Source organism: Nocardiopsis exhalans (assembly GCF_024134545.1).
Classification (GTDB): domain Bacteria; phylum Actinomycetota; class Actinomycetes; order Streptosporangiales; family Streptosporangiaceae; genus Nocardiopsis; species Nocardiopsis exhalans.
The window spans coordinates 3,208,522-3,233,567 of record NZ_CP099837.1; the positions used below are offsets into that span (position 1 = coordinate 3,208,522).

Here is a 25,046-nt window from a genome sequence, read left to right on the forward strand (position 1 = left end):
GCGGGGAGCCCGAGGCGATCCCTCGGGTGTCCCCGCCGCCGACCGCGATGCTGAACTATATTCTTCGCCGCCTTGGTGCGGGTCTCTTGCTTCTCGCCGTCGTCACGGCGGTGACCTTCTGGATCTTCTACGTCCTGCCCAGGTGGGCCGGCGTCACCCCGCACGGCATGGCGGCGATGTACGTGGGCAAGGCGCCCACCCCGGAGGCGCTCGACGCCACCGTGGAACGCCTTGGCCTCGACCAGCCCGTCGCGGTCCAGTTCTTCGAGTTCCTCCGGACTCTCCTCTTCGGCCAGGAGTTCACCTTCGGCCGCGAGACCGTCGAGTGCGCGGCCCCGTGCCTGGGGTACTCCTTCACCACGAACTCGCCGGTGCTGCCGCAGCTGCTTGACCGCCTCCCGGTCACGCTGTCCCTCGGCCTCGGCGCCGCGGTCATCTGGGTCATCGGCGGTGTCTCCGTCGGTGTGCTCTCCGCGGTCAAGAAGGGCAGCGTCTTCGACCGTCTGGCCATGGGTACCGCCCTCATCGGCGTGTCCCTGCCCATCTACTTCACCGGTCTGCTGGCCCTGTCCTTCCTGGTCCACCAGTGGGGGCTGTTCCCGGTCTCGCGCTACGTGCCCTTCACCGAGAACCCGGTGGGCTGGTTCCAGGTCATGATCCTGCCCTGGGTGACGCTGGCCTTCCTGCACGCCGCCCAGTACGCGCGGCAGACCCGGGCGGGCATGTTGGAGACCCTCAACGAGGACTACATCCGCACCGCGCGGGCCAAGGGCCTGAGCGAGCGCAAGGTGATCTTCAAGCACGCCCTGCGGCCCACCCTGACCCCGATCGTCACCATCCTGGGTCTGGACATCGGCATGGTCCTGGGTGGCGCGATCCTCACCGAGAAGGTGTTCTCCCTCAACGGTGTGGGCGCCTACGCGATCGACTCGATCGTCGCCAAGGACCTGCCCGTCGTCCTGGGCGTCACGCTCCTGGGCGCGGTGTTCATCGTCGTCTGCAACCTGATCGTCGACCTCCTCTACCCGATCGTCGACCCGCGGGTGCGCATCGCCGCCTAGGCGACGCGTAAGCGGACCGAACACGCCCCAGCGCCTGAGCGCTGACTCCAGACCAGCTCTACCGAAGGAAAAGTGACATGGCCTCGACCGGACCGGCACCGGCTGCCTCTGACGCAGTCGTGCGCGTGGATGACCTGCGGGTGACCTTCCCGACGATGGACGGCGACGTCCACGCGGTGAAGGGTCTCTCCTTCGAGGTGCCCGCGGGCGGTGCCCTGGGCATCGTGGGTGAGTCGGGTTCGGGTAAGAGCGTGACCTCGCTGGCCCTGATGGGTCTGCACCGGGGCAGCCGCGCCCAGATCACCGGCTCCATCGAGGTGGCCGGGCAGGACGTGGTGACCGCCAGCGACAAGAAGCTGCGCTCCATGCGCGGCAACGACATCGCGATGGTCTTCCAGGACCCGATGCAGTCGCTGCACCCGCAGTACACGATCGGCAACCAGCTGGTCGAGGCCTACCAGGTGCACCACCCCAAGGCGAGCAAGGCGGACGCCCGCAAGCGCGCAGTGGACGCCCTGGACCGGGTCGGCATCCCCGAGCCCGCCAAGCGGATCAACTCCTACCCGCACGAGTTCTCCGGCGGTATGCGTCAGCGCGTGGTCATCGCCATGGGCCTGATGTGCGACCCCAAGGTGCTGCTGGCCGACGAGCCCACCACCGCCCTGGACGTCACCGTGCAGGCGCGCATCCTCGACCTGCTGGACGAGCTGCGCCGCGACCTCAACATGGCGCTGATCCTGGTCTCGCACGACCTGGCCGTGGTGGCCGGTTCGGTGGACGAGGTCGTGGTCATGCGCAAGGGCCAGGCCGTGGAGCGCGGTGACGTGCGCAAGGTGCTGTCCGAACCCGAGCACCCCTACACCCAGGCGCTGCTGGCCGCGGTGCCGCGCGTGGAGGTCTCCCGGGCCGAGCGCCGCGCCCAGGACCGCGCCGACCGCGTCGCCAAGGACAAGCGCGAGGGCGCCGTCACCAAGCCCGGCGACTTCGAGGCCTTCACCCCCGCGGGCACCGACGGCGAGCCGCTGCTGCGCGTGCGGGACGTGGCCCAGCGGTTCAAGGTCCGTGGTGGCATGTGGGGCAAGTCGACCGACTTCTGGGCGGTCAAGGGGGTCAGCTTCGACCTTTTCAAGGGCGAGACCCTGGGTGTTGTGGGCGAGTCCGGTTCGGGCAAGAGCACGCTCTCGCGCATGGTCATGCGGCTACTGGAGCCCACCGAGGGCACGGTGGAGTTCGAGGGCCGGGACATCACGCACATGTCGGAGCGGGCGCTGCGTCCGCTGCGCCGGGACGTGCAGATGGTCTTCCAGAACCCCTACTCCTCGCTGAACCCGCGCCTGACCATCGGCGAGAGCATCGGTACCGCGCTCAAGGTGCAGGGTGAGCGCGACGGCCGCAAGATCCGGGGCGAGGTCCAGGAGCTCCTGGAGCGCGTGGGTCTGGAGCCCAACCACTACAACCGCTTCCCGCACGCCTTCTCCGGCGGCCAGCGCCAGCGCATCGCCATCGCCCGCGCGCTGATCCTCAAGCCCAAGCTCATCATCTGCGACGAGCCGGTCTCCGCGCTGGACGTGTCCACCCAGGACCAGGTGCTGCGCCTGCTCTCGGAGCTGCAGGACGACTTCGGTCTCACCTACATCTTCGTCGCCCACGACCTCGCGGTCGTGCGCCAGGTCAGCGACCGCGTGGTCGTCATGCGCAAGGGCGAGATCGTGGAGATGGGTGACAGCGACTCGGTCTACGAGAACCCGCGGAGCGACTACACCAAGCAGCTGCTCACCGCGGCCCCGGTCCTGGACCCGGACGAGGCCCGCGAGCTGCGCGCCGAGCGCGTCGCCAAGCGCGCCGCCGAGGCGGCCGCCTGACGGCCGACAGCCGTAGGCGCGAGGTGACAGTCCCGGACCCCGCTCACTGAACTCGATTCAGTGAGCGGGGTCTCGTGTGCTGCCGAGGCGGAGCGGGGTATCGGGGCACCTACCCGGGCTTGCGGAGCTCGGTGACGCAGTCACGGTACTTGTCCACGGTGTACTGGCCCTCGGGGCCCCACGAGGTGCGCTGCCCGGTCACCTCCAGGCCCGCCTCCCCGGCCCAGCGGGCGAAAGCCTCGGGGGAGACGTCCGAGCGGTTGCCGTCGTCACGCCAGCGGCGCTGGCTGATCCAGCGCTGGGCGACCTTGCCGGGGCGACCCGCGCGGCGGTTCACCGGGGCCAGGTACAAGGACCAGTCGGGCTTGCCCGCGTGGTGGATGACCGCCCTCGCCCCGGGGGCCATGACGCGGGCGGCCTCGCCCAGATAGCCGGTGACCACGTCCGGGTCCAGGTGGACGAAGACGTCGAAGGACCAGACGAACTCGACCGAGGCGTCCGGCACCGGGTCCATCGAACAGCCGGAGGTGTGGTGGACGTTGAGCCCGGGGTGGTCGGCGAACCTCTCGCGGCAGCGCTCCAGGCAGCTCTCGTTGACGTCCACGATCCAGACCTCGGGGGAGTGCTCCAGCAGGTGCTCGGTCCAGCGGCCGTGCCCGGGACCGATCTCCAGGGACGGCCCCCGGGTGGCACCCGGCACGAGCAGCGTGTCCACGAGGCTGCCCTTCCACTCCTCGTAGGGCTGGCCGCAGTACGCGGCCATGTAGGCCCACTCGTCGCCACTGCGTTCCCAGGAGTGCGTTTTGCCCCAGGTTTTACGATTCCATTCAACGCTGGGCATTTCTTTTCTTCCTCCCGGAACGGTTTCCCGTGTTCGCGTGCAAGACGTGCTCTCTGCTCGCCTCGGATCCTATATCCGTGCTGTTGAGGTGCCCTGTCCGACCGAATTCTCTTGTTTTAGGCATGCGGGTGGCAAATGCCGGGAACAACGGTCGAATGGGTGAACTGGTTCTGGTCAGACACGGGCAGACCGAGTGGAGCAGGCAGCGCCGACACACCGGCCGCACCGACCTGCCCCTGACCGAGGAGGGGCGGCGGCAGGCCGGCGCGGTGCGTCCGCTACTGGCCGGGCGGCGGTTCGAGCTCGTGCTCACCAGCCCGTTGCGCAGGGCGGCCGAAACCGCCGAGCTCGCCGGACTGTTCGGGGCCGTGCCCCAGCCCGACCTCATGGAGTGGGACTACGGCGCCTACGAGGGGATCACCACCGCAGAGATCCGCCGGGAGCGCCCGGGTTGGGACCTGTGGACCGACGGGGTTCCGACCGGGCCACCGGAACATCCGGGGGAGGCCGTCGGCCAGGTGGGGGCACGGGCCGAGCGGGCCCTGACCGAACTGGCCCCCGCGCTCGAATACGGCGACGTGGCACTGGTGGCGCACAGCCACTTCCTGCGCGTTCTCACCGCCCGATGGCTGGGACTGCCCGCCTCCGCCGGAGCGCTGTTCCGCCTCGACACCGGGTCTGTGAGCACTCTCGGAACCGAACGCGAGCGCAGGGTCATGACCTCCTGGAACCGTTCCGAACCGCGAACAGAAGGAAACGGGCATCCGTTGTCCCGGGATGACGGAAGGGGTACGGAGGCAAAAAGCCGGTGATTTCGTGTTTCGGTTCCGCGGGGGGACTGGGTACTGATCCTATGGATGGACACCGAAGCACGACACGGAAACTCCCTCCCGATCCCGCGTCCACGCCCCGCTCCCGATGACGGGCCACCGCCCCGATGGCTCCCACCGCCCCGACCACGACATCCCAACCGCGCCGCACACAACCGCGCCTGACCAGGCGGCCGCACCGGATCCCCTCATCCCGTGCGGCCGCCCCCGAGACCGGGGCCGGGCCCTGTCATCCCCTGAGACGTTCCCGCAGGTGATCAGCTTCCGCCAGGAGCCGCTGCCGGTCCTCGGAAAAGGCGCCCTCCCACGGTCTGGCCAGCGCACACCAGGCCGGAGGCTGCCCGTCCTCCCCACCCAGGGGAAGACCGCGTCCCAGGACGGCCGTGTAGGCCAGCCCGAGGGTCGGCGACCAGTCCGCACGGTACGACCGCACCCAGACGGCGGCGGGCAGGGCCGAGACCTCCGCGCTCAGACCGGTCTCCTCCCGCAGCTCCCGGACGGCCGCCGCGCGCGGGCCCTCGCCGGGATCCACACAGCCGCCCGGGCACACCCAGCCGCGCCAGCGGTGCCGGACCAACAGCACGTGTTCGAAGTCGGGGTCAAAGGCCCACACCTCAGCGGACACCGGGGCTACGCGGCCTACCATCGCCCGCACCAACCACGTGTGTGCGTCATCGAACTCCCTCCGTGCTCGGCGGGTGGCGGCCAGCACCGCGTTCAGAGAGGCCTGCTCCAGAGGATCCCGTCTCATCCGCCGGACGCTACCGGGACCGGGTGACAGTCCAGCCCCGAAAGGTTGTGGGTTGTCGGGCCCCAGGAGGCGGGTCTTTCTGAGGAGAAAGCCTGGAAATGGGGTCCCCCACGGGTTATCACGGCACGCCCAATCAGCCTCCCCAACCCCCTCGGCCCATCGGGAACGCGTTCGGCGCGGGTTTCTCCGGAGGTCTCGGAGCCGGGCGCGCGATCGTGGTCGTAGTGCCGGTCATTCTCGTCTTCATGGCGGCCTGCGTGGGCGCCCTCGCCTGAGTGCGAGCGGCCACGGGGGCGGTCGACTGCGACAATGGCGGGATGTCGAAGCGCAACCCCCGTCTCCAGCCGTCCCGGTCCGCCGATCAGCCCTGTCCCTGCGGCAGGCCGAAGAGGTACGGGGAGTGCTGCGGCCGCCTGCACGAGGGCTCGGCGAAGGCGGCCACCGCCGAGGACCTGATGCGTTCGCGCTACAGCGCCTTCGTGGTCGGCGACGAGGCCTACCTGCTCCGCTCCTGGCACCCGGACACCCGCCCGGCCGGCGCGGACCCGGACCCGCACACCGAGTGGCTCGGTCTGGAAATCCTCAGCACCGGCGAGGGCACCCCCTTCCACAACGAGGGCACGGTGGAATTCCGCGCCCGCTTCCGGGAGGGCGGCCGCGCCAGCGAACTCCACGAGCACAGCCGCTTCCTCCGCCACGAGGGAGCCTGGGTCTACCTGGACGCCCTCGACAGCTGATCAATCCGCGGGACTGGGCAGCACACGCAGGGCAGGGCGCCGAGTGGCCCGGCTTCGGCCACCACCGGGGTGAGGGGCCAGGGCCAGGCCGAACACCAGGGTGTTGAGTTCGGTCAGCGGGATGTGCAGGGCCGAGGCCAGGCGTGCGGGCGGCAGGCCCTGGGCCCGCAGCGCGGAGAGCACCTTGGGCAGGACCTGGGAGGTCTCCCGGGGGATGCCGCCCGGTTCGGCGGAACGGTAGCCGAGCTCGGCCAGGCGTCGGCAGGCGGCGCGGTACTGGTCGCCGGTGAGCAGGGCCAGGTCGTGCAGGCGGTGGGCGAGCGCCATCGCCGAGACCCGCCACATCGACCGGGCGGACAGGATCTGGTCCACCTGCGCCCCGGAGGGCATACGGGCCAGGACGTCGGCCCGGGGCATCAGGAGGGCACTGGCGAACCGGTTGGCCTCGCGTTCGGCCTCCGGGGTGTTCAGGGCGCGGTCGCGCCCGTGCATCACCAGGTGGCCGAGCTCGTGCGCGGCGTCGAAGCGCCCGCGCTCGCCGCTCTTGGCGGTGTTGAGGAAGACGTAGGGCACCCCGTCCCGCCACAGGCTGAAGGCGTCCACCTCCTGGTGCTCGCTGTCCAGGGAGAAGACCCGCACCCCGCGCGACTCCAGCAGGTGCACGGTGTTCGGGGCCGGTGCCTGACCCAGGCCCCAGCGGCCGCGCACCAGCTCGGCCGCGGTCTCCGGCTCCGGGTAGCCGTGGGTGGGCACGTCCGGTTCCGGGAGGGTCAGCCGTTCGGTCAGCCAGGTGTTCAACTCCACCGCGAGCGCGGCCTGGGAGCGCACCGCTCTCTGCTTGCGCAGGGAGGTGCTGCTCAGGGCGCGGAAAGCCACTGCCTCGGCCGGGATCTCCTCGACCTCGTCCCCGGTGAGGAAGGAGACCGGGAAGGACAAGGCGGCGGCGAGTGCCCGCAGGGCGTCCTCGTCCGGTACGGCGCGGGCGTTCTCGTACTGGGACAGCCGTTGCGCGCCGATGCCGCTCATCCCGGCCAGGCCCGTGAGGGTGAGGCCCCTCCGCTCCCGTGCGAGCCGCAGGCGTGACGGCGTGACCATGGTGTGTACTGCCCTGTCGTGCTCCTCGGCCCGGCGCGGTGGTCAACGCGGGCCGATCTGGATGTCGAGTTCGTGCTGTCCCTCGCCGACCGGGTGGGTCACCGCGCCGATCTCCAGGGCGGGGAGCGGGATGCGCTCCTGCCAACTGGTGAGGTAGCCCGCCTCGTCGGGCGGGTGCGGTCGGGAGAGTTCGCTGTGCCAGCGTACGCGCCCGGTGGCGGGTTCGTGCTCCCGGTGGACCAGGAACACCCAGACCTGAAGGTTCTCGTGGTCGGTGAGTTCGACCTCCTCCCGGGGTGGCAGGGGCAGGACGTCGTCGGGGAAGAGTTTGAGCTGTTCGGTGTCTCCCTCGCCGCCCAGTAACCGCTGGCCGTTGGGGCCGCGCGGGTGCAGGTTGCGCGGCGGGCGCTCGGGGGTGACCAGACCGGTGTAGCGGTCCCCGATCAGGGTCTGGAAGGCGATGGTGTGCTCGGGGTCGACGGTGAGTTCGATTTTGAGCACGCGTGCCTTGTCCCAGCCGTGGTGGAGCTTCTGCTCCTCGCGCAGGGCGGCCAGCCGTTCCCGGTAGGCGTACTGGGAACGGGCGCCGTCGCCGTGGTTGTCGGTGGCGGCTCGCCAGCCCGCCTCTCCTCGTTGCAGGACTCTTCGCAGGAGCGGCCAGGAGGTTCCGAGACGGGCGAGTCGGCGGTCACGTGTGGTCGGTTCGGGGAGCAGCAACCTCGTCCTCCAGAGGTGTCGACGCGGGAGGTGGTTCGGGGTCCTGGTGCACATCATGCGCGGAGGTGGTGACAATCCGTGGCCCGCTGCGTCGGGAGGGGCCCGGAAAAACCACATTGGCACGGATCACGGAATCGTGCCGAGGGCCTGTGGACAACCCCCCCGTCGCACGTCAGGGCGGTGCCGCCCGCACGGGTAACCGGGGGTCGGTGACCGGCCGGGCACGCACTGTCCGCGGAACACGGTAGGAAGGACTCGGAAGACCGCTAAACGGACACGGAGCCACCCCTATGGATCCCCACGACCTCAGCCCCCTGGAACAGGGGGAGTTCCTCCAGGAGCTCGCCCGGAGCCTCGTCTCCGTCATGCCGCAGGGCTGGCAGCAGCTCACCTACCTGGCCCGGCCGATCGGCGGCCTCAACGATCACCTGTTGGCGGTACAGGGAGCGGACGGCCAGGTCAGCGAGGTCGAACTGCCCGACGACGTCCACGGCAAGGCCACCGAGCTCAAGAAGGTCGGGTTCCAGGAGGGCAAGGGCTCCTGGCTCTCGATGGTCATGTCCGTCCACCACTCCGGTCAGATGAACGTCGAGTACAACCACGACACCCAGCCGGACATCTCTCCCGTGCCCAGCCCGCTGATCTACCTCCAGGAGCTGCGCCGCTTCCCCCGACCGCAGGACCAGATTCCGGACTGGATGCGGGAGCAGCTCCACCAGGCCCAGCGGATGGACGTGGCCGGGATGACCGAGGAGTTCTGTGCCGCCGTGGCACAGGCCTGCGCCCGTGAAGGGCTGCACGCCGAGTACCTGCGGCCGACCAGTTTCCGCATCTCCGCCCCGGGGGCCGGGGTCCTCCTGGAGAGCGATCTGGCCGCGACCATCGACAGCGCGCTCATCTCCCCGGCGGACCACCGGCCCGCACTGGCCGCGCACTTCGCGGGTTACGTGGCCCGCCACGCCCGGCAGCAGGGCCTCCTGGGCGGTGACCCGCAGGCGCAGTCCGCGCCGTCGAACCAGGGGGTGCCCGGCGACCCGCTGTCGTCCGCACTCGTTGCGGCCTTCCGCGAGGTCGGGGCCCAGGCTTCCTTCCAGGACCCGAACACCCTGGTCATCCGGCTCCAGCACGGCAACAACGTCAGTACGGACATCAGCGGCTTCCGCTCCCAACTGGAGGGCGCCCCACCCGAGCAGATCGCCCAGCACACGTCCGGGTTCGCCCGGGCCGCCCTCGAACAGATCTCCCAGCAGATCGCCCAGGGGCAGCGCGACAACGAGGAGGGTGCCACCGCGGACTCCGGAAGACTGAGGGCCCGCCTCTACCCGGTGAACGCCTTCCCCGAGGGCGTGCTGGGCAAGCTGCTGTCTCGCGAGATCGCCCCGGGGCTGTGGCAGACCGTGGTCGTGGACAGCCCCGAGACCCTCCAACCGCTTTCTCGCGTGCACCACGAGCGGTCGGGGCGCCCCGACGGCGAGGTCTTCGCCGAAGCGGTGGCGGGCGCGCTGGGCGAGGCCGTCGAGGTGAGCGAACACGAGCTCAACGGTGCCAAGGTCGTGCACATCGGTGCCCAGCACCCCTACGTGGCGGCGCACGCCCACGCGCTGGACCGCTACGTGGGTGAGGCACCCTACGGCTCCCTGGTGGCCTTCCCCGTGCCCGAGGTGATCCTCGCGCACCCGCTGGGCAAGGGCCACCCGGTCGCGGCGATGGACAACATGCAGGAGATCGCGCAGCGCTTCGTCGGGGACGCGGAGAAACCCATCAGCCCTCAGCTGTACTGGTGGCACCCGAGCTCGCGCGACCGGGCCCAGGGCGAGCCGCTGGACCTGCAGCCGGTGGGGATCACCATGGACCACGAGAACAAGTCGGTGTCGCTGCACACCGGCGACGAGGAGTTCGCCGCCCTGCTCAACGCCCTGTCCCGGCAGGGCTGATGCCGGTGGCCGCGGCCCTGGTCCCGCCGCGGTCCCAGACCCCTCACTCCTGGCCCTCTTCTGGGCTGCCCGGGGGCAGGGGGGCGGGTCGGTTGGATCGGGGGCCTGGAGTCTCAGTGCGTGCCGCGCAGCTGTTCGGCCAGGTCGCGGGCGCGCGCCGCGGTGGTCGAAGCGGGGTGGTGGCGGGCCAGCGCGTCCAGGACCGGGAGGGCGTCGGGGTGGGCGCGCAGGCGGACCGGGTCGGGGGAGTCGAGGAGGCTCCGCTCGACGTCGGGGGTTCCCTCGGCGGACAGAAAGCCAGCCAGGTTCGCGTTGTCGGGGGGCATCGCCGCCGCGACCATGTCGATCACCACCCACGGCCCGTACTCGCCCAGGACCCGGTCGATACCGCGCTGGCTGAGCATCCCGGAGGAGAGCAGGACGACCGCCGCCATGCTGGCGACGGCGGGCAGTGGTGAGTGGAGCAGGGAACGCAGCTCGGGTTCGAGCTCGGAGCTGGTCGTGTTGAGTACCTGGGTCCCCACCCAGCGGCGCAGTGCCGCACCGGGGCCGGAGACGACCTCGGCGATCTGCCGCAGCGCCTCGGCGGGTCCGCGTCGGTCCAGCCAGGGCCCGGCCTCGGCGAGGCGTTCCTCGAAGGGCAGCACGGACAGCGCGTCCAGGAAGCGGGAGGCGCTGGCCCCGGCGAGGGTGTTCACGAGCGGGGCGTGGATGCCCACCTCCAGCAGGAGCCGACGGACCCCGTAGCGGCCCAGCGCGGTGAGCTCCACCGTGCAGTGGCCGTGGCTCTCGCGGCCCGTGGTGGTGGCGGGGCGGTGGTCCAAGGCCACCGCCCCGGTGTCGGAGAGCTGCCACAGCACGTGCAGCAGCAGGTCGCTGGCTCTGGACCGGGGCGGTATGGGGGAGAGCAACGCCTCCCGGACCAGGGTGTCCAGGTCGGGGCGGGATCCGTCGGGGGCCTCGTACAGGTGGCGCAGCACCCCGGGCAGCAGGTCGGGACCGGTGGTGCCGGGGGCGGCCGGGGCGGGGCAGTCGAGGTCGCCCCGCGCGTTCTCGATGGTGTACTCGAACTCCCGGAACCACCAGCACAGGACCTGCTCCGGATCGCGTACCCGGTCCTCCAACCCCGGGGCCGGGCGGGCGTGGGCGTCGACGATCTCCACCAGGCCCAACCGCAGGGCCGCGGACCAGGGGACGACGAAGTGGGCGACGTCGGCCGCCGAGTGGAGCCCGCCGAGCCAGGTGGTGCGCTCGGCCGCGCGTCCGGGCAGGTCGGACGGCCAGAGCGCGAATCTGGTGATCGCGGTGCGGGCGTCGTCGATGCCGGGCACCCCGTTGCGGGTCACCGGTGTGGCCGGGGCGCTCCAGCGGGCCAGGCTGAGGGCGTCGCACAGCAGCGGGGAGTCCAGGGCCAGGCGGGCGAGGGCTTCGGAGGGGAGCAGTGACACGGGCCTTGCGGCGAGGGGTGGGTGCTCCGGGTTCGACGGGTCATGAGAGGGCATGTCCGCTCCCGGTTTCTTCTGAAGGGTTCGGCGTGAACACCTCTTGTACCGTCCTGACACGGGGCGGTGTGGTGGTTTCGCACAGATCGGTACGAACCCGGGAGCCGGTGGTTGGCTCTGCTCGCCAGCCGCGCGGCCGATCGTCCACGCGGGCGCGGGTTGTGCACAGATCGCCGGGCGGGCGGTGTGCCCTGGGCCCGCGGTGTCTACGCTGAGTGGATGGACCGTCGTGCAGCGCTGGAGTCCCATGTTCGCTCGATGCCGCCGGAACGGGTCGCGGATCTGCTCGTCACCCTCACCGAAGGGGTGGTCAGGTATGCCCGGGCCACACCGGAGACCCTCCTGCACCTGCTGCCGCTCCTGGCCTACCGGCCCAGAGCCTTCGAACGCCTCACCCTCGCCCACCACCAGGTGATCTACGCGGCGGTCGGGCTGGCCGAGGACCAGAACGACCTGCGCACCGTCGACGACCAGGAGCAGCTCCGTCAGGCGCTGCTCCGCCGCGAGGAGATGCCCTACTTCCAGGAGCCGGGACGGGTGGACCACGAGGCGCTGTTGGCGAAGGTGGACGCCGACCGCCCCGGGCTCGCCCGGGTCCGGGCGGAGGAGGTCATCGCCGACCTGGTCGCCCTGGTGTTCCTGTGGCCGGACGGTCAGGGCGGCTACCACCTGCTCGACGACGCCTACGACCAGTTCGGCCTGCCCCGGGAACCGCCTTCGGTGGCGAAGGGGCTGGGGGAGTTCGACTTCGCCGGGGTGCGCAGGATCGCCCTGACCCTGGGGCTGGACCCCACCGGCGAATGGGACGCCATGACCGAGGAGGTCGGCGCGGTCCTGCGCACACCCGAACGGGTGCGCAGCCTGTTCCGCGACGCCCAGCACGACGTGGTCCACCAGCTGCTCGGCCACGCGTTCCTGGGTACGGAGGCGCGTACCTTCCTGGCCAGGGCGGACGGGGGTCCGTTCCACTTCCCGGCGGACGGGACCGGCGATCCGGACCTGGACTGGGCGATCGAGCGGGGCCTGCTGATGCCCTCGGACGCGCTCAGCGACAGGCTCGTCATGCCCCGTGAGGTGGCTCTGGCGATCCGGCGTGCCCATCCCTGGCCGTTCAATCCGGCACCGCAGGCGGTGGTGGGGGTGCCGGTGGAGCGGATGATGGCCGGTGGCGGCTCGGACGTGGCCGAGGGCTCCCGGCGGGCGCTGACCGCCCTGGCCGGTGCCGACACCCGGCTGCTGGCCGCGTGCGCCGAACGACCGCCGCAACTGCGCAAGGACGGCCTGCTCATGAAGCGGGAGCGCAAGAGGCTCACCAAAGCGGCGGGCGGGGACGAGGACCTGGCGAGGGTCTGGGTGGAGGCAGCCGCGGTGCTGGGGCTGCTGGACCACAGGTACGGCCGGATCGTGCTGACCGAGCGGGCCGAGATCTGGCGGGAGCACGACACCGAGACCAGGCTGGCCGCGCTGTTGGAGGCCTGGACGGGGACGGAGGACGCGGCGTGGTGCTGGCCGAGCCCGGAGAGCCCGCCCCGGAGCAAGGGCCGGGACCGGAACGGGCGGGCCCGGGTGCGCTGGGCGCTCGCCGGATCGCTCAACCACCTGCCCTGGGGGACCAGCACCGGGGTGGTCGGCCACCGGCTGTTGGCGGAGCGGGCCGAGGGGCGGGAACTGCGGACGGGCGCGCAGTGGTTGCTCGCGGCGGTCACCTGGTACCAGCCGACCGTGGAGACCGAGGCGGGCACGGAGGGCAGGATGATTCGGGCGCTGTGCGAGGCGGAGGCGCTGGGGGTGGTCTACGGCGGTGCGACCACCGAGGTCGGCCGCGCGCTGTCCGAGCAGTGCCGGCGGAGCTGGGAACCCTGGCCGAGAGCGGGCGGGGAGATGGTGGCGTCGGTGCGTCGCACCCTGGGGTTGGACTGGCCGGTGGAGGGGCTGGGGGACGTGTGGGGATCCGGATCGGCGGGCCGGGAAGGCCGGTATGACCGGGGCGAACGAGCGGCCCGGACCGTGACCGGGGAAGGTCGGGAGTCCGGCTCGGAGCACGGGGAGGTGGATGAGGTCGGGGGCGAGCGGGAGCGAGGGCTCGGTTTCGCCGCTCCCGGGGAGGAAGAGCATCGTGAGCTGCGAGAGGTGGCCCGCAGACTCTTCGGGGAGGAATGGACCTGAGGGTGCCGCGGAGAGCGAGCATGATCATCCTCACCGTGGTTTCTGGCGGTGGGGGTGTGTGGATCGCGGACACACGGGTAGTCGGCCGCACCTTCGTGCGAGGGCTGGAGCGTGAAAGCGCCAACAGCAGCGGTTCTCTGTTTCTCACGGTTTCCTACCGGTAACAAGATTTTCAGTAGTGTTCCGACCCCGGGGTGAGAGCGGTGCTTTGCCGACCGGCCACCCTGTCTTGGTGTCTTCGTGACCGTGTGTAGGATTCCCCAAGCGTTCGCGTAAGTTGAGCCACTTCCGTACGCGATCTACCTCCCAGCCACCCAGCCCTTGTGCGTTCGTGTGCCCCTTCCGGGGTCCGCGCGTCCAGGGGCACACCTATGCCCCTTGCCGCCCCTGCGCGCCCGCGGGGCCGTTTTGAGAGGTAGATATGTCCCCTGACACCGTTGGCCTCGCGCTCCTCCTCCTGGGGGTGTTGCTGCTGATCTCCAAGCTCGTCCGGGTCAAGTGGAAGCTGACACAGAAGCTCTACCTGCCGAGCTCGATCATCGGCGGCGGTATCGCGCTGCTGCTCGGCCCCGACATCTTCGGTTGGGCCATGGGGCTGCTCGCCGACCGGGGCATCGCGGTGGGCTTCGCGGAGCGGGCGGCCGAGGGCGGCCTGTTCGGGGTGGACATCATGTCGGTCTGGGCCACGCTGCCCGGCCTGCTCATCTCGGTGGTCTTCGCCAGCCTCTTCCTGGGCAAGCGCATGCCCAGGATGCGCGAGGCGGTCGACCTCGCCGGGCCCAACCTCTCCTTCGGTATCACCGTGGCCAGCGGTCAGTACGTCATCGGCCTGCTGCTGGCCCTGCTGGTCCTGGCGCCCTTCTTCAACGTCCCGGTGGTCTCCGGCGCGCTGATCGAGATCGGCTTCCTCGGCGGTCACGGCACCGCCGCCGGACTGGGCAACACCTTCGAACAGGTCGGCTGGGCCGAGGGCCAGGACCTGGCTCTGGGCATGGCCACCGTCGGTCTGCTCTCCGGGGTGATCATCGGCATCATCCTGATCAACTGGGGTGCGCGCCGCGGTAAGACCAGCGTGATCAGTGCCGACAACAAGGGCACCGACCGCGAGCAGGCCGGTCTGATCGAGCGCGAGAACCGCACCGCCGGTTCGACCATGACGGTCCACCCGTCGTCGATGGACCCGCTGACCCTGCACTTCGGCCTGGTGGCCCTCGCGGTGATCATCGGCCAGCTCATCCTGTCCGCCCTCCAGTGGGTCGAGCGCCTCGTATGGGCCGACGCCATCGAGATCGTGGCCTATGTGCCGCTGTTCCCGCTGGCCATGATCGGCGGCATCATCGTGCAGATGTTCATCGACCGCTTCGACAAGAACCACATCGTCGACGAGAAGTCGGTGGAGCGCATCCAGGGCCTGTCCCTGGACGTGCTCATCATCGCCGCGATGGCGACCCTGTCCCTCCAGGCCATCGCCGACAACATCGCCACGTTCGCGATCCTCTCCGCGGCCGGCGTCCTGTGGTGCCTGTTCGCCTTCCTCTTCCTGGCGCCGCGGATCATGCCGAACTTCTGGTTCGAGCGCGGTATCGGCGAGTTCGGCCAGTCCATGGGCGTCACCTCCACCGGCATGGTGCTCATGCGCGTGGTCGACCCCGAGGCCAAGACGCCCGCCTACCCGGCGTTCGGGTACAAGCAGCTCGTCTTCGAGCCCTTCTTCGGCGGTGGTCTGGTCACCGCTGCCGCGATCCCGCTGATCGTCAGCCCGCTGGTCGGACCGTGGGGCTTCCTGGCCATCATGACCGCGACGATGATCGCCTCGCTGTTCTTCGGCCTGGTCGTGCTGAGGCGCAGGCGCCGCAAGGAGCAGGAGCGCGCGGAGCGCGAACGCGTCTCGGCGGGCTGACGGTCTCAGAGCCGGTCTCAGGGCCGGGGTCGGGGCGGGGCGTGCGCCTCGGCCGCCCTGGCCCTGGCCGCGATCGACGGATCCGGGTGGTGCCGCCCCAGGACCCGCAGGACCTCGCGGGTGTCGGGGTGCTCGGGCTGCCAGAGCCGGGTGATGTCACCCAGCAGGAGGCGGTCGATGCCCTCGGCCGCCTCGGAGACCAGGAACGACTTCAACCCGGTCTCGCCCAGGCAGGTGGCGGCGGCGAACATGTCGATGGCGGTCCAGTGGCCGAACTCGGCGGTGAGCCGCGCCCGTTCCGCGTCCGAGAGCATTCGGGAGGCCAGCAGGACCACCGAGGCCAGGCTGGAGACGGTCGGGTCCGCGCTGCGGAGCAGGGCGTACAGGTCCGGTTCGATCCGGGAACTGATACTGCCCAGCGCCATGGTGGCGTTCCACCGGCGCAGGGCCAGCCCGGCCCCGGAGGAGGCGGCGACGATCTCCCGTAGCGCCTGTTGGGGGGCGCGCGCGTCCAGCCACGCGGTGAGTGCGACGAGCTGGCCGTCCGGGGAGAAGTCGGCCAGGGCGTCGAGGAACTCGTCGGCGTCGAGCCGGATGAACTCCTCGGTCAGCGGGGCGGACTGTTCCTCGGCGAGGAGGATCTGGCGGACCCCGAACCGGCCGAGGTCGGTGAGTTGGACCCAGGCCGGCCCCGGTCGGTGGCCGTGTGCACCGGAGGTGTCGGACCACGGGTCGTGCCAGGGGTCGTGCCAGCCCACGGAGACCGCTCCGGCGTCCGCGAGCTGCACCAGGGCCCTGGTCAGCAGCACGGTGCTCCAGGCCGGGCAGCGAGAGGGCAGGTAGTGGGTCTCCCGGGCGGGCAGGACCTCCTGCGTGACCAGCCGCAACGGGATCCGGGCTCCGTTGGGGGACTCGTAGAGGCGGCCCAGTGCGGTGTGCGGTTCCAGCCCGGCGGTGCCGCGCAGCGCGCGATCCACGCACAGGTGGAAGGCGAGCGTCCACCACCGCAGGATCCGGCCGGTGGAGCCGAGCCAGCGCTCCAGCTCCCGGGCGGGCCGGGCCTGCCCGGTCTCGCACTCGATCATGCCCAGGTGCTGGGCGGTACGCCAGGTGGCGAGGAACTCCTCGGCCTGGGAGACGGAGTCGAGCTGCTCGGTCCAGATCTCACGCTGTTCCCGGTCCCGGCACAGGGCCCGCGGCCACAGCCCGAACTTTTCGATCGCCACGCGGACGTCGGCCAGGTCCGGTACGCCGTCCGCGTCCACCGGGGTGACCGGCCCGCACCAGCGGGCGAGACCGATCGCGGTGCGCATCAGACGGCTGGACAGGGCTCTGTTGGCGAGTTCCTCGGTGGGCAGTAGGGACACCGGTCGGGCCGCGAACCGGCGGTGGGACGGCGCCTCCGGGTGGTGGGATGACATCTGTGCCCCCGCGTTTCTCCTCGCAGCCGAGTTTCCTTCCCTTGTACAGCGAGTCCGAGGGGCTGTGTTGCGGTTTCGAGGACATCGTGGCGAAAGCGTCGTCGAAAGAGGTCTTCGGATACCGGGACATGAGCGGTGGTCCGCGGAAAACCCGGATTCTGGTTCCGTTAACGATCTGTCCGTGACCTGCTCCCCGCATGTCCCGGTAGCCCCGGTCCTCCCGGGGTGTATTCGCCGGGATCGTCTGTATCAGCGCAGGTGGGAGGCGCCGTTCAGGTCCAGGATCGCCCCTGAGGACCAGATCGCCTCGGGAGAGGCCAGGTAGCGCACGGCCGCGGCGATCTCCTCGGGCTCCGCCACCCGACCGAACGGGCTCTGCGTGCGGATTTCGTCATTGACCCGCTCGGCCACGCGCTCGGTCGCCACGAACCCGGGGGCCACGGAGGCGACCGTGATGCCGTGCGGGGCCAGGGCGACCGCCAACGACTGGCCGAGTGAGTGCAGGGCGGCCTTGCTGGCCCCGTAGGCGGGGTGGTCCGGTTCGCCCTTGAAGGCGCCGCGCGAACCGACGTTGACGATGTGCCCTTCGGCGCCACGGTCGATCATGTGCCGGGCGACGAGGTAGGAGACGTTGGCCGCACCGAACACGTTGACGTCCACGGTCTCGCGCCAGGCCGTCTGCCAGTCCGCGTAGGAGGTGTCGGCGATCGGGTGGGGCAGGTTGACCGCGGCGTTGTTGACCAGCACGTCCACACCGCCCAACTCCTCCACCGCCCGCTCGACCAGCGCGGCGGCGGCATCGGGGTCACGTAGGTCGGCCCCGACCAGCACGTGCCCCTGCCCGGGGAGCGCCGCCAGGGTGGCCTCCGCCTCCTCCCGGCGGCTGCCGTAGTGCACGGCGACCCGATCGCCCGCCTCGGCGAAGGCGGTCGCGACCGCCCGGCCGATCCCCCGCGCGGCACCGGTGACCAGCACGTTGCGACTCATGGTGTGACCTTTCGACGGTGTGACGGCGCCCCGAGGCTATCGGTCTCCGACAGGGCCGCGGACGCCCAGGTCCGGCTGAGTCCGCGGCAGGCCCCTGAACCCGGCAAACGCCAGGGAGGCGAATGTTCCGTATTCTCGGCAGAACCAACCGGGCGCGGGCGGCTTCTCAACACCGACGGGCGCCGGGAGGGCATGTTCGGTGAGAAAGGGCGCTGACGAGGTGGAAGATCGGTGGGACCTGGTAACGGGGCCCGGTGACGGCGAGATCGTGCGCGTCCGGCTCGACGACGGCCAGGAGGCCGAGGTGTCGCCTCCGATGATGGCCGCCGTGGCACGGGCCCGCCCTCAGGAGAACCGCCCGGACCTGTTCTCGCTGGACCCCGGGGTACCGGAGAAGACCGTCTCCGATCTGGTCGCCGGCGGGCTGGCCGGGTACGACGAGGACTCCGGCGGCTGGTGCCTCACCGTGGTGGGGGCGCAGTTGCGTTCCGCGCTGGTCCTGGACGCCCACCGGCACCACGCCGAACCCCGGGGCGTCAGCGTGCACCCCGAGCTCAGCGAGGACGACCGCGAACTCCTGGTCAAGGCCCTGAACTGGGAGGGCCGGGAACCGGAGCCGGTACAGCCCAGTGAACTCGCCCCGGCGGATCCGGCCCCGAGATCGCCCACGGAGTCCGTCAGCGCCCTGGTGATCCTCCTGGCCGCGGTGATCGGTGTGCTGTGCGTGGCGCTGATCAGCTCTTTCGAGACCTTCGCCCTTCTCCTGCTGCCCGGCCTGCTCCTGGGCGCGGGTGCGCTGTACAGCTTCCAACGCCAACGCGCCGCCCAGACCCAGGCGATCGCCGAGAACGACGAACCCGACGTCATCGAGGAACTCCAGGGGCACTTCGTCACCGGCGACATGCTGGACACCCCCGCCCGCTGGATGCTCGGCCGGGCCCAACGGGCGGTGGACGCCGTCCTCGACTCCGCGATCCACCAGCGCGGACTACTGCTCGACGAAGTACGCAACCGGGTCGTGCTCGCCGACGTCGAGTGGGCGGTGGCCCAGAGCCTGCTCCGCCAGTCCCGGGCCCGCGCCAGGATCGAGACCACGCCCCTGACCGGCGAACGCAGCCGCCAGGCGGCCGAACGGGCCCGCGCCGCCCTGCACGAGGACGTCGCCGAGGTGGAGCGGCGGATCCGGACCCTGGAGGACTACGCCCGGCGGGTGCGCGAGGCCGAACTGGAGGAACAGGACCGCCGCAGCGCCGTCGAGCTGGACGCCATCGCCGACAGCACCACCGAGGCCGGGGCCGCCCACCCGCACCAGGAGGAGGCCCTCTCCCACTTGGTCCGGGCTCAGGAGCTGGCCCTGCGCGTGGCCGCTCTCAGCGACGACGCGCAGGGCTCCTCCTAGCGGCGGTGGTCGGTTTCCAGGCGGGTGCAGATCCAGCGCTGTCCTTCGCGGCGCAGGCGGAAGGCGAAGGCGCGTGAGCGGTGGTCGCAGCCGATGACGGCGCTGGCCTCGACTCCGGCGGCGCCGAGTGGTTGGTGGAAGACCCGGCTCAGTCGGGGTGCGATGGCGCAGCTGACGGAGCCGCGCAGCCTGCGCAGTTCTTCGCGGACCGGGACGGTGACGTGCTGGTTGAGGACTTCGGGGGCGCGCCTGCCGACCAGGACCTCGGCGATCTGCTGGGCCAGGAGGCGCACGTGGGCGGGGGTGCGGTGGCCTGCCAGCGGGGAGGTCGCGCAGGGGCCCGAGGTCATGCCTCGCAGCGGGGTGCGGGCTGGGGTGCGTACGGGTTTCCAGGTGTGGGCGGTGGTGCGGGCGCAGGCCGGGCGGGGGCAGGGGCGGCCGTGGCAGGGGTGGTTCATGGACAGATCCCTTCCGGGGGAGGAACGAAACCCTGACGTCCTACATAGAGCGGGCAACCGCCGTCTGGTGCCACCTGGCATTCCAGGTTTCGGTGGTTTCTTTTCGCGTCGGCCCCGCCGAACCCTGACAGACCACACAAGTCACCCGTCTCCGCCTGTACACAGGTCGTGAGCTCCGCGGCGGCGGTGCGGGCCGGGATCCGGTACCTGCCCCGGTTGGGCAGCACTGCGGTGTGAGCGGGCCCCGCTCCCGATGGCGCAGCGGCTCGCCCCACTCCCAGCCTGGTAGCGCCTGGTCACCCGGCGGTGGCGAGTGCGGCCGGGCAGGCGACAGCGGGGGCGCTCAGGGCCCCGCCCCCACCGTGCTGAACCTGGCGCGGCGGGCTGCTCGGGCGGCGTCCGGGCCCACGGCGCCGAGGGCGATCGCGGTCAGTACTCCGTCGGCCGCCGGGTGTCCCGAGCGCCACATCAGCCTCGTGACCGCCTCCGGGTCCCGCCAGACCGGGGTGTCGACGGGTAGGGGAGTACCCAGCTCCACCCGCAGGGCGTAGGTGTCCAGCAGGACCACCACCAGTTGCTCCAGCCGGACCCGGCCGGGGTCGTGGCGGGCGTGCGCGATCCACCCGCCCAGTACGGGGTGGTCGCGGTAGGCCGCGAACACCGGTCCGAGCTCCTGTTCCAGGCCGTGGAACAGGCGGAAGACGTCCACCCGCTGGCGCCAGGAACCGAGTTCGGCACAGACCTCCAGCAGCTCACGGGCTGCGGGCCGCACCCCGCGCTCGGTCATCCACTGCCGTCCGATCACCTGCGCGTCCACCGGCCGCCCTTCCCAGAGCTGGAAGAGCAGTTCCCGCGCGCTCATCTGGGTGGTTGAGGGGTAACCGGGCAGGGCGATCCCCCAGCGCCGCCACCGGTGTGCCATGCCCTGGTCGCCCAGGGGAGTGATCCGCAGCCCCGCACCTGGCAGGGTCTCGACCGCGCCCAGGCCGACCAGGGTCCGCACCGCCGCCGAGACCTCCTCCTCCGGGCCCGACTTCCCCGCATCCCTGCCCTTCTCGCCCCCGCCTTTCTCGTCCCGGCCCTTCGGGTGCGGCCGTGGGGCGAGCACCTCCACCAGGTCGGCGACGGTCCACACTCCGCCGGAGGTGAAGAGCTCGCCGAGCACCCGCAACCCCAGCGTGCCGTGCCGCGACACCATCGTCGGCAGCGCCTCGGCCCAGGAGCGCACGACGCGGACGTCGTCCCAGCCGCCCACGGCCGGTCCCGGGCGGACCTCGGTGTAGGTGGTGCGCAGGAACCCGGCGCGCAGCGCGGTCTCGAACAGGTATGGGAGCTCCTCCGGGGCCAGCCCCAGGTGCGCGGCGGCCTCGTCCCGAGTGTGCTCGGTGAGCGTTTCGTGTTCGGCGTCCCCGTCCAGCGGCAGGCCGTCGCCGACCCACGCGGCCAGGCGCAGCGCCCGTCCCAGGACCGGGCAGGCGCGGGCGGCGGGTGCCGACCGCTCAGCCGGGGCGAGGTGGACCCGGGGCAGGTCCTCCGGTTCCCAGAGCTGCCCCCACCACGGGGACTCCCGGTGCTCCGGAGACCAAGGCGCCTGGTCACGGGGGAACACCTCGGCCGCGGCCACGGCGGCGCGCAGGACACGCGGGCTTTCGGCCGGGCCCAGCAGGCCCCGGTCCACGAGGTAGTCGCACCAGGTCAGCCAGGTCTCCCGGAAATCCTCCGGTACAGAGCCCTCGGCGGACAGGGTGAGCGTGACCCGGGTGACGTCGTCCCGGTCCCAGTCCCCGGGGTCGGCACGCACGGCCCCGTGCGCGGTGAGCATTCGGCTGAGGAAACGCGGATCGGCGGTACGCGGCGGGCGGGCGTTACGGGCCCATTCGAGGCAGGAACGGACGGCGTCGGCGACGGAAACGGAAACGGTCATGGCGTCCTCGCTTGTCTCCCGGGGGCGGGGCGGCCGCGCCCCCTCGCGCCATCGACGGGGGCGCGGCCGCAGAACCATCATCGGAGAATTCGCGATTTTCTGCTGGGGGCCTGTGGACAACTCACGTTTTCGCAGTTCGGAGAGGAGAAGGTGAATTCGGGAGGGGTGTGCGGGAAAACCGTTGGAAGGCCCGGGCACCGGGCTGGTTGAATACGGCCATGATGATTCGAACCGCGCTCCCCGCCGAGCGGGAGGCCGTCGGTGATCTCCGGTTCCTGGCCTACAACGCCCAAGGGCTGCTGGACGCCAGCCCTTCGTACTCGGGCACCCTGCGCGACCTCGGCTGGCAGGACCGCGACGAGGTCCTGGTGGCCGTGGCGGACGAACGTGTGGTCGGCACGGTCGTGTTCGTGCCCTGGGGGCCGCACTGCGAGATCGCCCGGGGCCCGGACGAGGCGGAGGTCCGGGCCTTCGCCGTCGATCCCTCGGTCCAGCGGCGCGGGGTCGGCGCGGCGCTCGTGCGCGCGGTGGTGGAACGAGCGAGGGCGGAAGGCGTCAGCCGCCTGGTGCTGTGCACGCGGACGGTGATGACCGGAGCGCAGCGCCTGTACGAGGCCCACGGGTTCGTGCGCCTGCCCGAACGCGACTGGGAGCCGGTGCCCGGCGTCGACCTGCTCGCCTACGAGCTGGTCCTCAAGGGCTGACCGGCCTTCTTGGAACCTGCGAGTTGAAACAACACGAGTACGCGGACCTGGACGCGACCGCACTGGCGGCGGCCCTGCGCTCGGGCGAGGTGAGCTCCGGCGAGGTCGAGACGGTGGCCAGGGAGTGCCTGGCCAAGGCCGACGCCGACCTCAACGCGCTCACCCGGCCGCCCTTCGAACCCGGCCTGTCCCACGACCCCGAAGGCCCGCTCGCCGGGGTCCCCTTCGTGGTCAAGGACAGCGGTCCGGTGGCCAAGGGGGTGCCCTTCAGCCTCGGCAGCCGCGCCCTGCGCGGGGCGGTGGCCGCCGCCGACCAGGACGTGATGGCCAGGTTCCGGGCGGCCGGACTGGTGGCACTGGGGCAGAGCACCGCCCCGGAACTGGGGTTGAGCTTCGCTACCGAGTCCCTGGCGCACGGTGTCACCCGCAACCCCTGGGATCCCGCTCGCGGGGTCGGCGGCTCCAGCGGGGGAGCCGCGGCCCTGGTCGCCGCGGGTGCGGTGCCCTTCGCGCACGGCAACGACGGCGGGGGCTCCATCCGGGTCCCCGCCTCGGCCTGCGGGGTGGTGGGGCTCAAACCCAGCCGGGGCCGGGTGCCCTGCGGGCCGCTGGTGGGGGAGGCGGCCTTCGGCCTGGTGTGCGAGTTCGGACTGACCCGTACCGTCCGCGACGCCGCACTCCTGCTCGACCTTGTGGGCGCCCCGACGGCCGGCGAGAAACACGTGGCACCGCCACCGCCCGGCGGCTCCCACACCGCGGCCCTGCACACGGACCCCGGGCGGCTACGAATCGCGGTGAGCACCTGCCCCTGGGCGCCGACCGAAGTGGATCCCCAGGTCGCCGAGGCCGCGCGGGACGCGGGCCGGGTCCTGGAGTGGGTCGGGCACACGGTCACCGAGGATGCTCCGGCCCTGGACGCCGAGGACGTGGTGGAGGCTTCGGTGCTCGCCGTCATCACCACCGCGGCCGCGCTCTCCGAGGGCCCGTACCCGGCTGACGCCGCCCGGATGGAGGCCGTCCCGGCGCGCCTGCTCACCGAGGCCCGGGGGTACGGCGCCCTGGACGTGGTGGCCTGCCTCCAGGCCCAGCACCGGGTCACCCGGTCGGTGGGGCAGTTTTTCCAGGGGCGCGGTTCTGAGGGGTCCGGTTTTCAGGGGCACAGCTCTCAGCGGCACTGTTTCCAGGGCTACGACCTGCTGCTCACCCCCACTGTGGCGGGGCTGCCCGTCCCGCACGGCACCCTCGACCACGGCGCCGACCACACCGTGCGCTCCTGGCTACGGCGGATCTACGCCCACGGTCCCTTCACCGCGCCGTTCAACGTCTCCGGGAACCCGGCGGTCAGCCTGCCGCTGGCCCAGAGCCGGGAGGGACTGCCGATCGGGGTACAGCTCGTGGCCGCCCACGGGCGCGAGGACCTGTTGCTCGCGGTCGCCGCCCAGTTGGAGGAGGCCGTGCCCTGGCGGGATCGCCGACCCCCGCTGTCGGTCGGCTGAGCGGCCCACAGGGGTCCCTAGCCAACCAACGTCGTGTTGGCATACGTTCCGATCTGGGGCAAGCTTGGGGGTTGTAGACACACGAGGGCTGTGGGGGCTCATGACGGATGGATCGGGTATGACGGCGCCGCTGGAATCGAGCTCGGGCACCAGCGGAAGCCTTCGGGCCGCACAGCGGATGCTCCAGTTGCAGAACAGTCTGGTGGAGCTGCTGCGGACCAAGCCCTTCAGTCAGATCACCTACAAGGAGATCACCGAGGGCGTCGACATCGACCGGTCCACCGTCTACCGCTACTACAACCACAAGAACCAGGTGCTCCAGGCCGCCGTGGACGTGCGGCTGACCGCGTTCTCCTCCCGGGTGGATCTCACGTTCGGCCGGATGGAGTCCATCGACGGCTACATGGGCCGCCTGGTGGATGCCTGGATCGGCCTGTGGCTGGAGTCGGGCGGGCTGCTCGCGGCCGCCTCGGGCCTGGGCGCGGAGCCGGGGCCGCAGCGCCAGTGGTGGCGGGAGCGGATCGAACCGTGGATCGAGGCGGTCCGTGAGGCGATCGAGGTGGCCCGCTTCGTGGAGGAACTGCCCAAGGACGGCCGCCCGGCGCTGCCCCTGGCCGAGATGACGGTGGGTCTTTGCCTGTCGACCTTCAACACCGAGCTGACCGTCCAGCACACCGAGGAGCACCGCACGATGGTTCGAGACCTGCTGCTCGACGCGATCCTGCGCACCATGGGCCGCAAGTGACCCGAGCCCGCGGCCCCGTCGCGTAGGCCCGCTGGTACGGAACGTACCTCAGGCCCGCTGACGCGCCACGTTACCGAAGGAACCGACGACCGCCCCCAGCGCGAACATGGAGGCCTCGTCCTCGTCCATGTGGACGATCCCGGCCGGGATACGCACACGATAGGGCCTGTCCTCGCTGGCCAGGATCTCCAGACCGTCGATGATCCCCTGCCCCTCCAGCATCAGGAGGGCCTCTCCGACCCTCCCGGTGCGGTCTCCCCGCGCCCATATCGACATACGTTCACCCTAACGTTCGGCCTGGGGCCGAAAGCGGACTCGGCCTGAAACAGGGGAGACGCGAAACGGGGTTCCGGGAGGTTCCGCGACAAAGCGAAACCGACCTGGAATGCCCGGTCCGCAGCGCCCTGGCTTCCCCTGTTGGGGTAGGGGACTGCGTTCCAGTGATACCACCGACGCTGCAGTTGCACGTGCATGCTCACGTGTGGATGGCCGAAAGCGGCCACCAGCCCGGGATTC

At 71.2% G+C, this 25,046-nt stretch carries 22 protein-coding genes; 12 read left to right on the forward strand and 10 right to left on the reverse strand.

Annotation, left to right across the window (positions count from 1 at the left end):
- The first annotated feature begins 47 nt into the window (after window positions 1–47).
- Together NE857_RS14220 and NE857_RS14225 are read left to right on the forward strand one after the other, a co-directional pair.
- Window positions 48–1,061, forward strand: a complete 1,014-nt coding sequence (locus NE857_RS14220; protein WP_254421422.1) for an ABC transporter permease — start codon at window positions 48–50, stop codon at window positions 1,059–1,061.
- 77 nt (window positions 1,062–1,138) lie between these two features.
- The gene (locus tag NE857_RS14225; RefSeq protein WP_254421423.1) at window positions 1,139–2,923 is read left to right on the forward strand and encodes an ABC transporter ATP-binding protein; all 1,785 of its coding nucleotides are present in this window, start codon (window positions 1,139–1,141) and stop codon (window positions 2,921–2,923) included.
- Between the two features lie 109 nt (window positions 2,924–3,032).
- Here NE857_RS14225 and NE857_RS14230 read toward each other — a convergent pair whose 3' ends face one another.
- Entirely contained in the window at window positions 3,033–3,764 is a 732-nt protein-coding gene (locus tag NE857_RS14230; protein WP_254421424.1) for a class I SAM-dependent methyltransferase, read from the reverse strand.
- A 155-nt stretch (window positions 3,765–3,919) separates the two neighbouring features.
- Here NE857_RS14230 and NE857_RS14235 point away from each other — a divergent pair, with 155 nt between their 5' ends.
- A complete protein-coding gene (locus NE857_RS14235) occupies window positions 3,920–4,576 on the forward strand; it encodes a histidine phosphatase family protein (protein WP_254421425.1) in 657 nt (218 codons plus the stop codon).
- Window positions 4,577–4,823: 247 nt separating this feature from the next.
- On the opposite strand, the gene NE857_RS14240 is transcribed toward NE857_RS14235, so the two are convergent.
- Complete coding sequence (locus NE857_RS14240) at window positions 4,824–5,345, reverse strand: NUDIX domain-containing protein (RefSeq protein ID WP_254421426.1); 522 nt, start codon at window positions 5,343–5,345, stop codon at window positions 4,824–4,826.
- Window positions 5,346–5,662: 317 nt separating this feature from the next.
- Between NE857_RS14240 and NE857_RS14245 the strand changes: the two genes are divergently transcribed.
- On the forward strand, window positions 5,663–6,082 hold the full coding sequence (locus tag NE857_RS14245; RefSeq protein ID WP_254421427.1) for a YchJ family protein: 420 nt from the start codon (window positions 5,663–5,665) through the stop codon (window positions 6,080–6,082).
- Here NE857_RS14245 and NE857_RS34225 read toward each other — a convergent pair whose 3' ends face one another.
- Together NE857_RS34225 and NE857_RS14260 are read right to left on the reverse strand one after the other, a co-directional pair.
- On the reverse strand, window positions 6,083–7,177 hold the full coding sequence (locus NE857_RS34225; protein ID WP_301184334.1) for an XRE family transcriptional regulator: 1,095 nt from the start codon (window positions 7,175–7,177) through the stop codon (window positions 6,083–6,085). It lies immediately after the preceding gene.
- A 42-nt stretch (window positions 7,178–7,219) separates the two neighbouring features.
- Window positions 7,220–7,894, reverse strand: a complete 675-nt coding sequence (locus NE857_RS14260) for a hypothetical protein (RefSeq protein WP_254421428.1) — start codon at window positions 7,892–7,894, stop codon at window positions 7,220–7,222.
- A gap of 290 nt (window positions 7,895–8,184) precedes the next feature.
- On the opposite strand from NE857_RS14260, the gene NE857_RS14265 reads away from it, so the two are divergent.
- The gene (locus tag NE857_RS14265; RefSeq protein ID WP_254421429.1) at window positions 8,185–9,828 is read left to right on the forward strand and encodes a hypothetical protein; all 1,644 of its coding nucleotides are present in this window, start codon (window positions 8,185–8,187) and stop codon (window positions 9,826–9,828) included.
- 113 nt (window positions 9,829–9,941) lie between these two features.
- Here NE857_RS14265 and NE857_RS14270 read toward each other — a convergent pair whose 3' ends face one another.
- Window positions 9,942–11,276 carry a hypothetical protein gene (locus tag NE857_RS14270; protein WP_425572119.1) on the reverse strand — a complete coding sequence of 445 codons (1,335 nt, stop codon included), beginning with the start codon at window positions 11,274–11,276 and terminating at the stop codon, window positions 9,942–9,944.
- A 273-nt stretch (window positions 11,277–11,549) separates the two neighbouring features.
- Between NE857_RS14270 and NE857_RS14275 the strand changes: the two genes are divergently transcribed.
- From NE857_RS14275 to NE857_RS14285, 3 genes are all read left to right on the forward strand, one after another.
- Complete coding sequence (locus tag NE857_RS14275) at window positions 11,550–13,496, forward strand: hypothetical protein (protein WP_254421431.1); 1,947 nt, start codon at window positions 11,550–11,552, stop codon at window positions 13,494–13,496.
- A gap of 20 nt (window positions 13,497–13,516) precedes the next feature.
- Window positions 13,517–13,660 (forward strand): hypothetical protein, encoded by a 144-nt coding sequence (locus NE857_RS14280; protein WP_254421432.1) that lies wholly within the window; start codon window positions 13,517–13,519, stop codon window positions 13,658–13,660.
- 257 nt (window positions 13,661–13,917) lie between these two features.
- Window positions 13,918–15,396, forward strand: a complete 1,479-nt coding sequence (locus NE857_RS14285; RefSeq protein ID WP_254421433.1) for a sodium/glutamate symporter — start codon at window positions 13,918–13,920, stop codon at window positions 15,394–15,396.
- 17 nt (window positions 15,397–15,413) lie between these two features.
- On the opposite strand, the gene NE857_RS14290 is transcribed toward NE857_RS14285, so the two are convergent.
- The gene (locus NE857_RS14290; protein ID WP_254421434.1) at window positions 15,414–16,817 is read right to left on the reverse strand and encodes a hypothetical protein; all 1,404 of its coding nucleotides are present in this window, start codon (window positions 16,815–16,817) and stop codon (window positions 15,414–15,416) included.
- 249 nt (window positions 16,818–17,066) lie between these two features.
- Window positions 17,067–17,804, reverse strand: a complete 738-nt coding sequence (locus tag NE857_RS14295; protein ID WP_254421435.1) for an SDR family NAD(P)-dependent oxidoreductase — start codon at window positions 17,802–17,804, stop codon at window positions 17,067–17,069.
- Between the two features lie 199 nt (window positions 17,805–18,003).
- Here NE857_RS14295 and NE857_RS14300 point away from each other — a divergent pair, with 199 nt between their 5' ends.
- Window positions 18,004–19,203, forward strand: a complete 1,200-nt coding sequence (locus NE857_RS14300) for a hypothetical protein (RefSeq protein ID WP_254421436.1) — start codon at window positions 18,004–18,006, stop codon at window positions 19,201–19,203.
- Here NE857_RS14300 and NE857_RS14305 read toward each other — a convergent pair.
- Window positions 19,200–19,661 (reverse strand): Rv3235 family protein, encoded by a 462-nt coding sequence (locus NE857_RS14305; RefSeq protein WP_254421437.1) that lies wholly within the window; start codon window positions 19,659–19,661, stop codon window positions 19,200–19,202. The two genes, NE857_RS14300 and NE857_RS14305, sit on opposite strands and share 4 nt — an antisense overlap.
- Window positions 19,662–20,004: 343 nt before the next feature.
- On the reverse strand, window positions 20,005–21,585 hold the full coding sequence (locus tag NE857_RS14310) for a hypothetical protein (RefSeq protein WP_254422184.1): 1,581 nt from the start codon (window positions 21,583–21,585) through the stop codon (window positions 20,005–20,007).
- A 218-nt stretch (window positions 21,586–21,803) separates the two neighbouring features.
- Between NE857_RS14310 and NE857_RS14315 the strand changes: the two genes are divergently transcribed.
- From NE857_RS14315 to NE857_RS14325, 3 genes are all read left to right on the forward strand, one after another.
- On the forward strand, window positions 21,804–22,289 hold the full coding sequence (locus NE857_RS14315; protein ID WP_254421438.1) for a GNAT family N-acetyltransferase: 486 nt from the start codon (window positions 21,804–21,806) through the stop codon (window positions 22,287–22,289).
- Window positions 22,290–22,312: 23 nt separating this feature from the next.
- Window positions 22,313–23,785 carry an amidase gene (locus tag NE857_RS14320; protein WP_254421439.1) on the forward strand — a complete coding sequence of 491 codons (1,473 nt, stop codon included), beginning with the start codon at window positions 22,313–22,315 and terminating at the stop codon, window positions 23,783–23,785.
- A gap of 178 nt (window positions 23,786–23,963) precedes the next feature.
- Window positions 23,964–24,530, forward strand: coding sequence for a TetR/AcrR family transcriptional regulator (locus NE857_RS14325; protein WP_017583543.1), 567 nt, complete (start codon window positions 23,964–23,966; stop codon window positions 24,528–24,530).
- 48 nt (window positions 24,531–24,578) lie between these two features.
- On the opposite strand, the gene NE857_RS14330 is transcribed toward NE857_RS14325, so the two are convergent.
- Window positions 24,579–24,806: a hypothetical protein gene (locus tag NE857_RS14330; protein WP_184373085.1), complete on the reverse strand. Its 228-nt coding sequence runs from the start codon at window positions 24,804–24,806 to the stop codon at window positions 24,579–24,581.
- Window positions 24,807–25,046: the final 240 nt, after the last annotated feature.

Coding starts and splice junctions, on each gene's coding strand:
- NE857_RS14220 (WP_254421422.1), top strand. CDS start 48: ATGCTGAACTATATTCTTCGCCGCCTTGGTGCGGGTCTCTTGCTTCTC.
- NE857_RS14225 (WP_254421423.1), top strand. CDS start 1,139: ATGGCCTCGACCGGACCGGCACCGGCTGCCTCTGACGCAGTCGTGCGC.
- NE857_RS14230 (WP_254421424.1), bottom strand. CDS start 3,764: ATGCCCAGCGTTGAATGGAATCGTAAAACCTGGGGCAAAACGCACTCC.
- NE857_RS14235 (WP_254421425.1), top strand. CDS start 3,920: ATGGGTGAACTGGTTCTGGTCAGACACGGGCAGACCGAGTGGAGCAGG.
- NE857_RS14240 (WP_254421426.1), bottom strand. CDS start 5,345: ATGAGACGGGATCCTCTGGAGCAGGCCTCTCTGAACGCGGTGCTGGCC.
- NE857_RS14245 (WP_254421427.1), top strand. CDS start 5,663: ATGTCGAAGCGCAACCCCCGTCTCCAGCCGTCCCGGTCCGCCGATCAG.
- NE857_RS34225 (WP_301184334.1), bottom strand. CDS start 7,177: ATGGTCACGCCGTCACGCCTGCGGCTCGCACGGGAGCGGAGGGGCCTC.
- NE857_RS14265 (WP_254421429.1), top strand. CDS start 8,185: ATGGATCCCCACGACCTCAGCCCCCTGGAACAGGGGGAGTTCCTCCAG.
- NE857_RS14275 (WP_254421431.1), top strand. CDS start 11,550: ATGGACCGTCGTGCAGCGCTGGAGTCCCATGTTCGCTCGATGCCGCCG.
- NE857_RS14280 (WP_254421432.1), top strand. CDS start 13,517: ATGATCATCCTCACCGTGGTTTCTGGCGGTGGGGGTGTGTGGATCGCG.
- NE857_RS14285 (WP_254421433.1), top strand. CDS start 13,918: ATGTCCCCTGACACCGTTGGCCTCGCGCTCCTCCTCCTGGGGGTGTTG.
- NE857_RS14290 (WP_254421434.1), bottom strand. CDS start 16,817: ATGTCATCCCACCACCCGGAGGCGCCGTCCCACCGCCGGTTCGCGGCC.
- NE857_RS14295 (WP_254421435.1), bottom strand. CDS start 17,804: ATGAGTCGCAACGTGCTGGTCACCGGTGCCGCGCGGGGGATCGGCCGG.
- NE857_RS14305 (WP_254421437.1), bottom strand. CDS start 19,661: ATGAACCACCCCTGCCACGGCCGCCCCTGCCCCCGCCCGGCCTGCGCC.
- NE857_RS14310 (WP_254422184.1), bottom strand. CDS start 21,585: ATGACCGTTTCCGTTTCCGTCGCCGACGCCGTCCGTTCCTGCCTCGAA.
- NE857_RS14315 (WP_254421438.1), top strand. CDS start 21,804: ATGATGATTCGAACCGCGCTCCCCGCCGAGCGGGAGGCCGTCGGTGAT.
- NE857_RS14325 (WP_017583543.1), top strand. CDS start 23,964: ATGCTCCAGTTGCAGAACAGTCTGGTGGAGCTGCTGCGGACCAAGCCC.
- NE857_RS14330 (WP_184373085.1), bottom strand. CDS start 24,806: ATGTCGATATGGGCGCGGGGAGACCGCACCGGGAGGGTCGGAGAGGCC.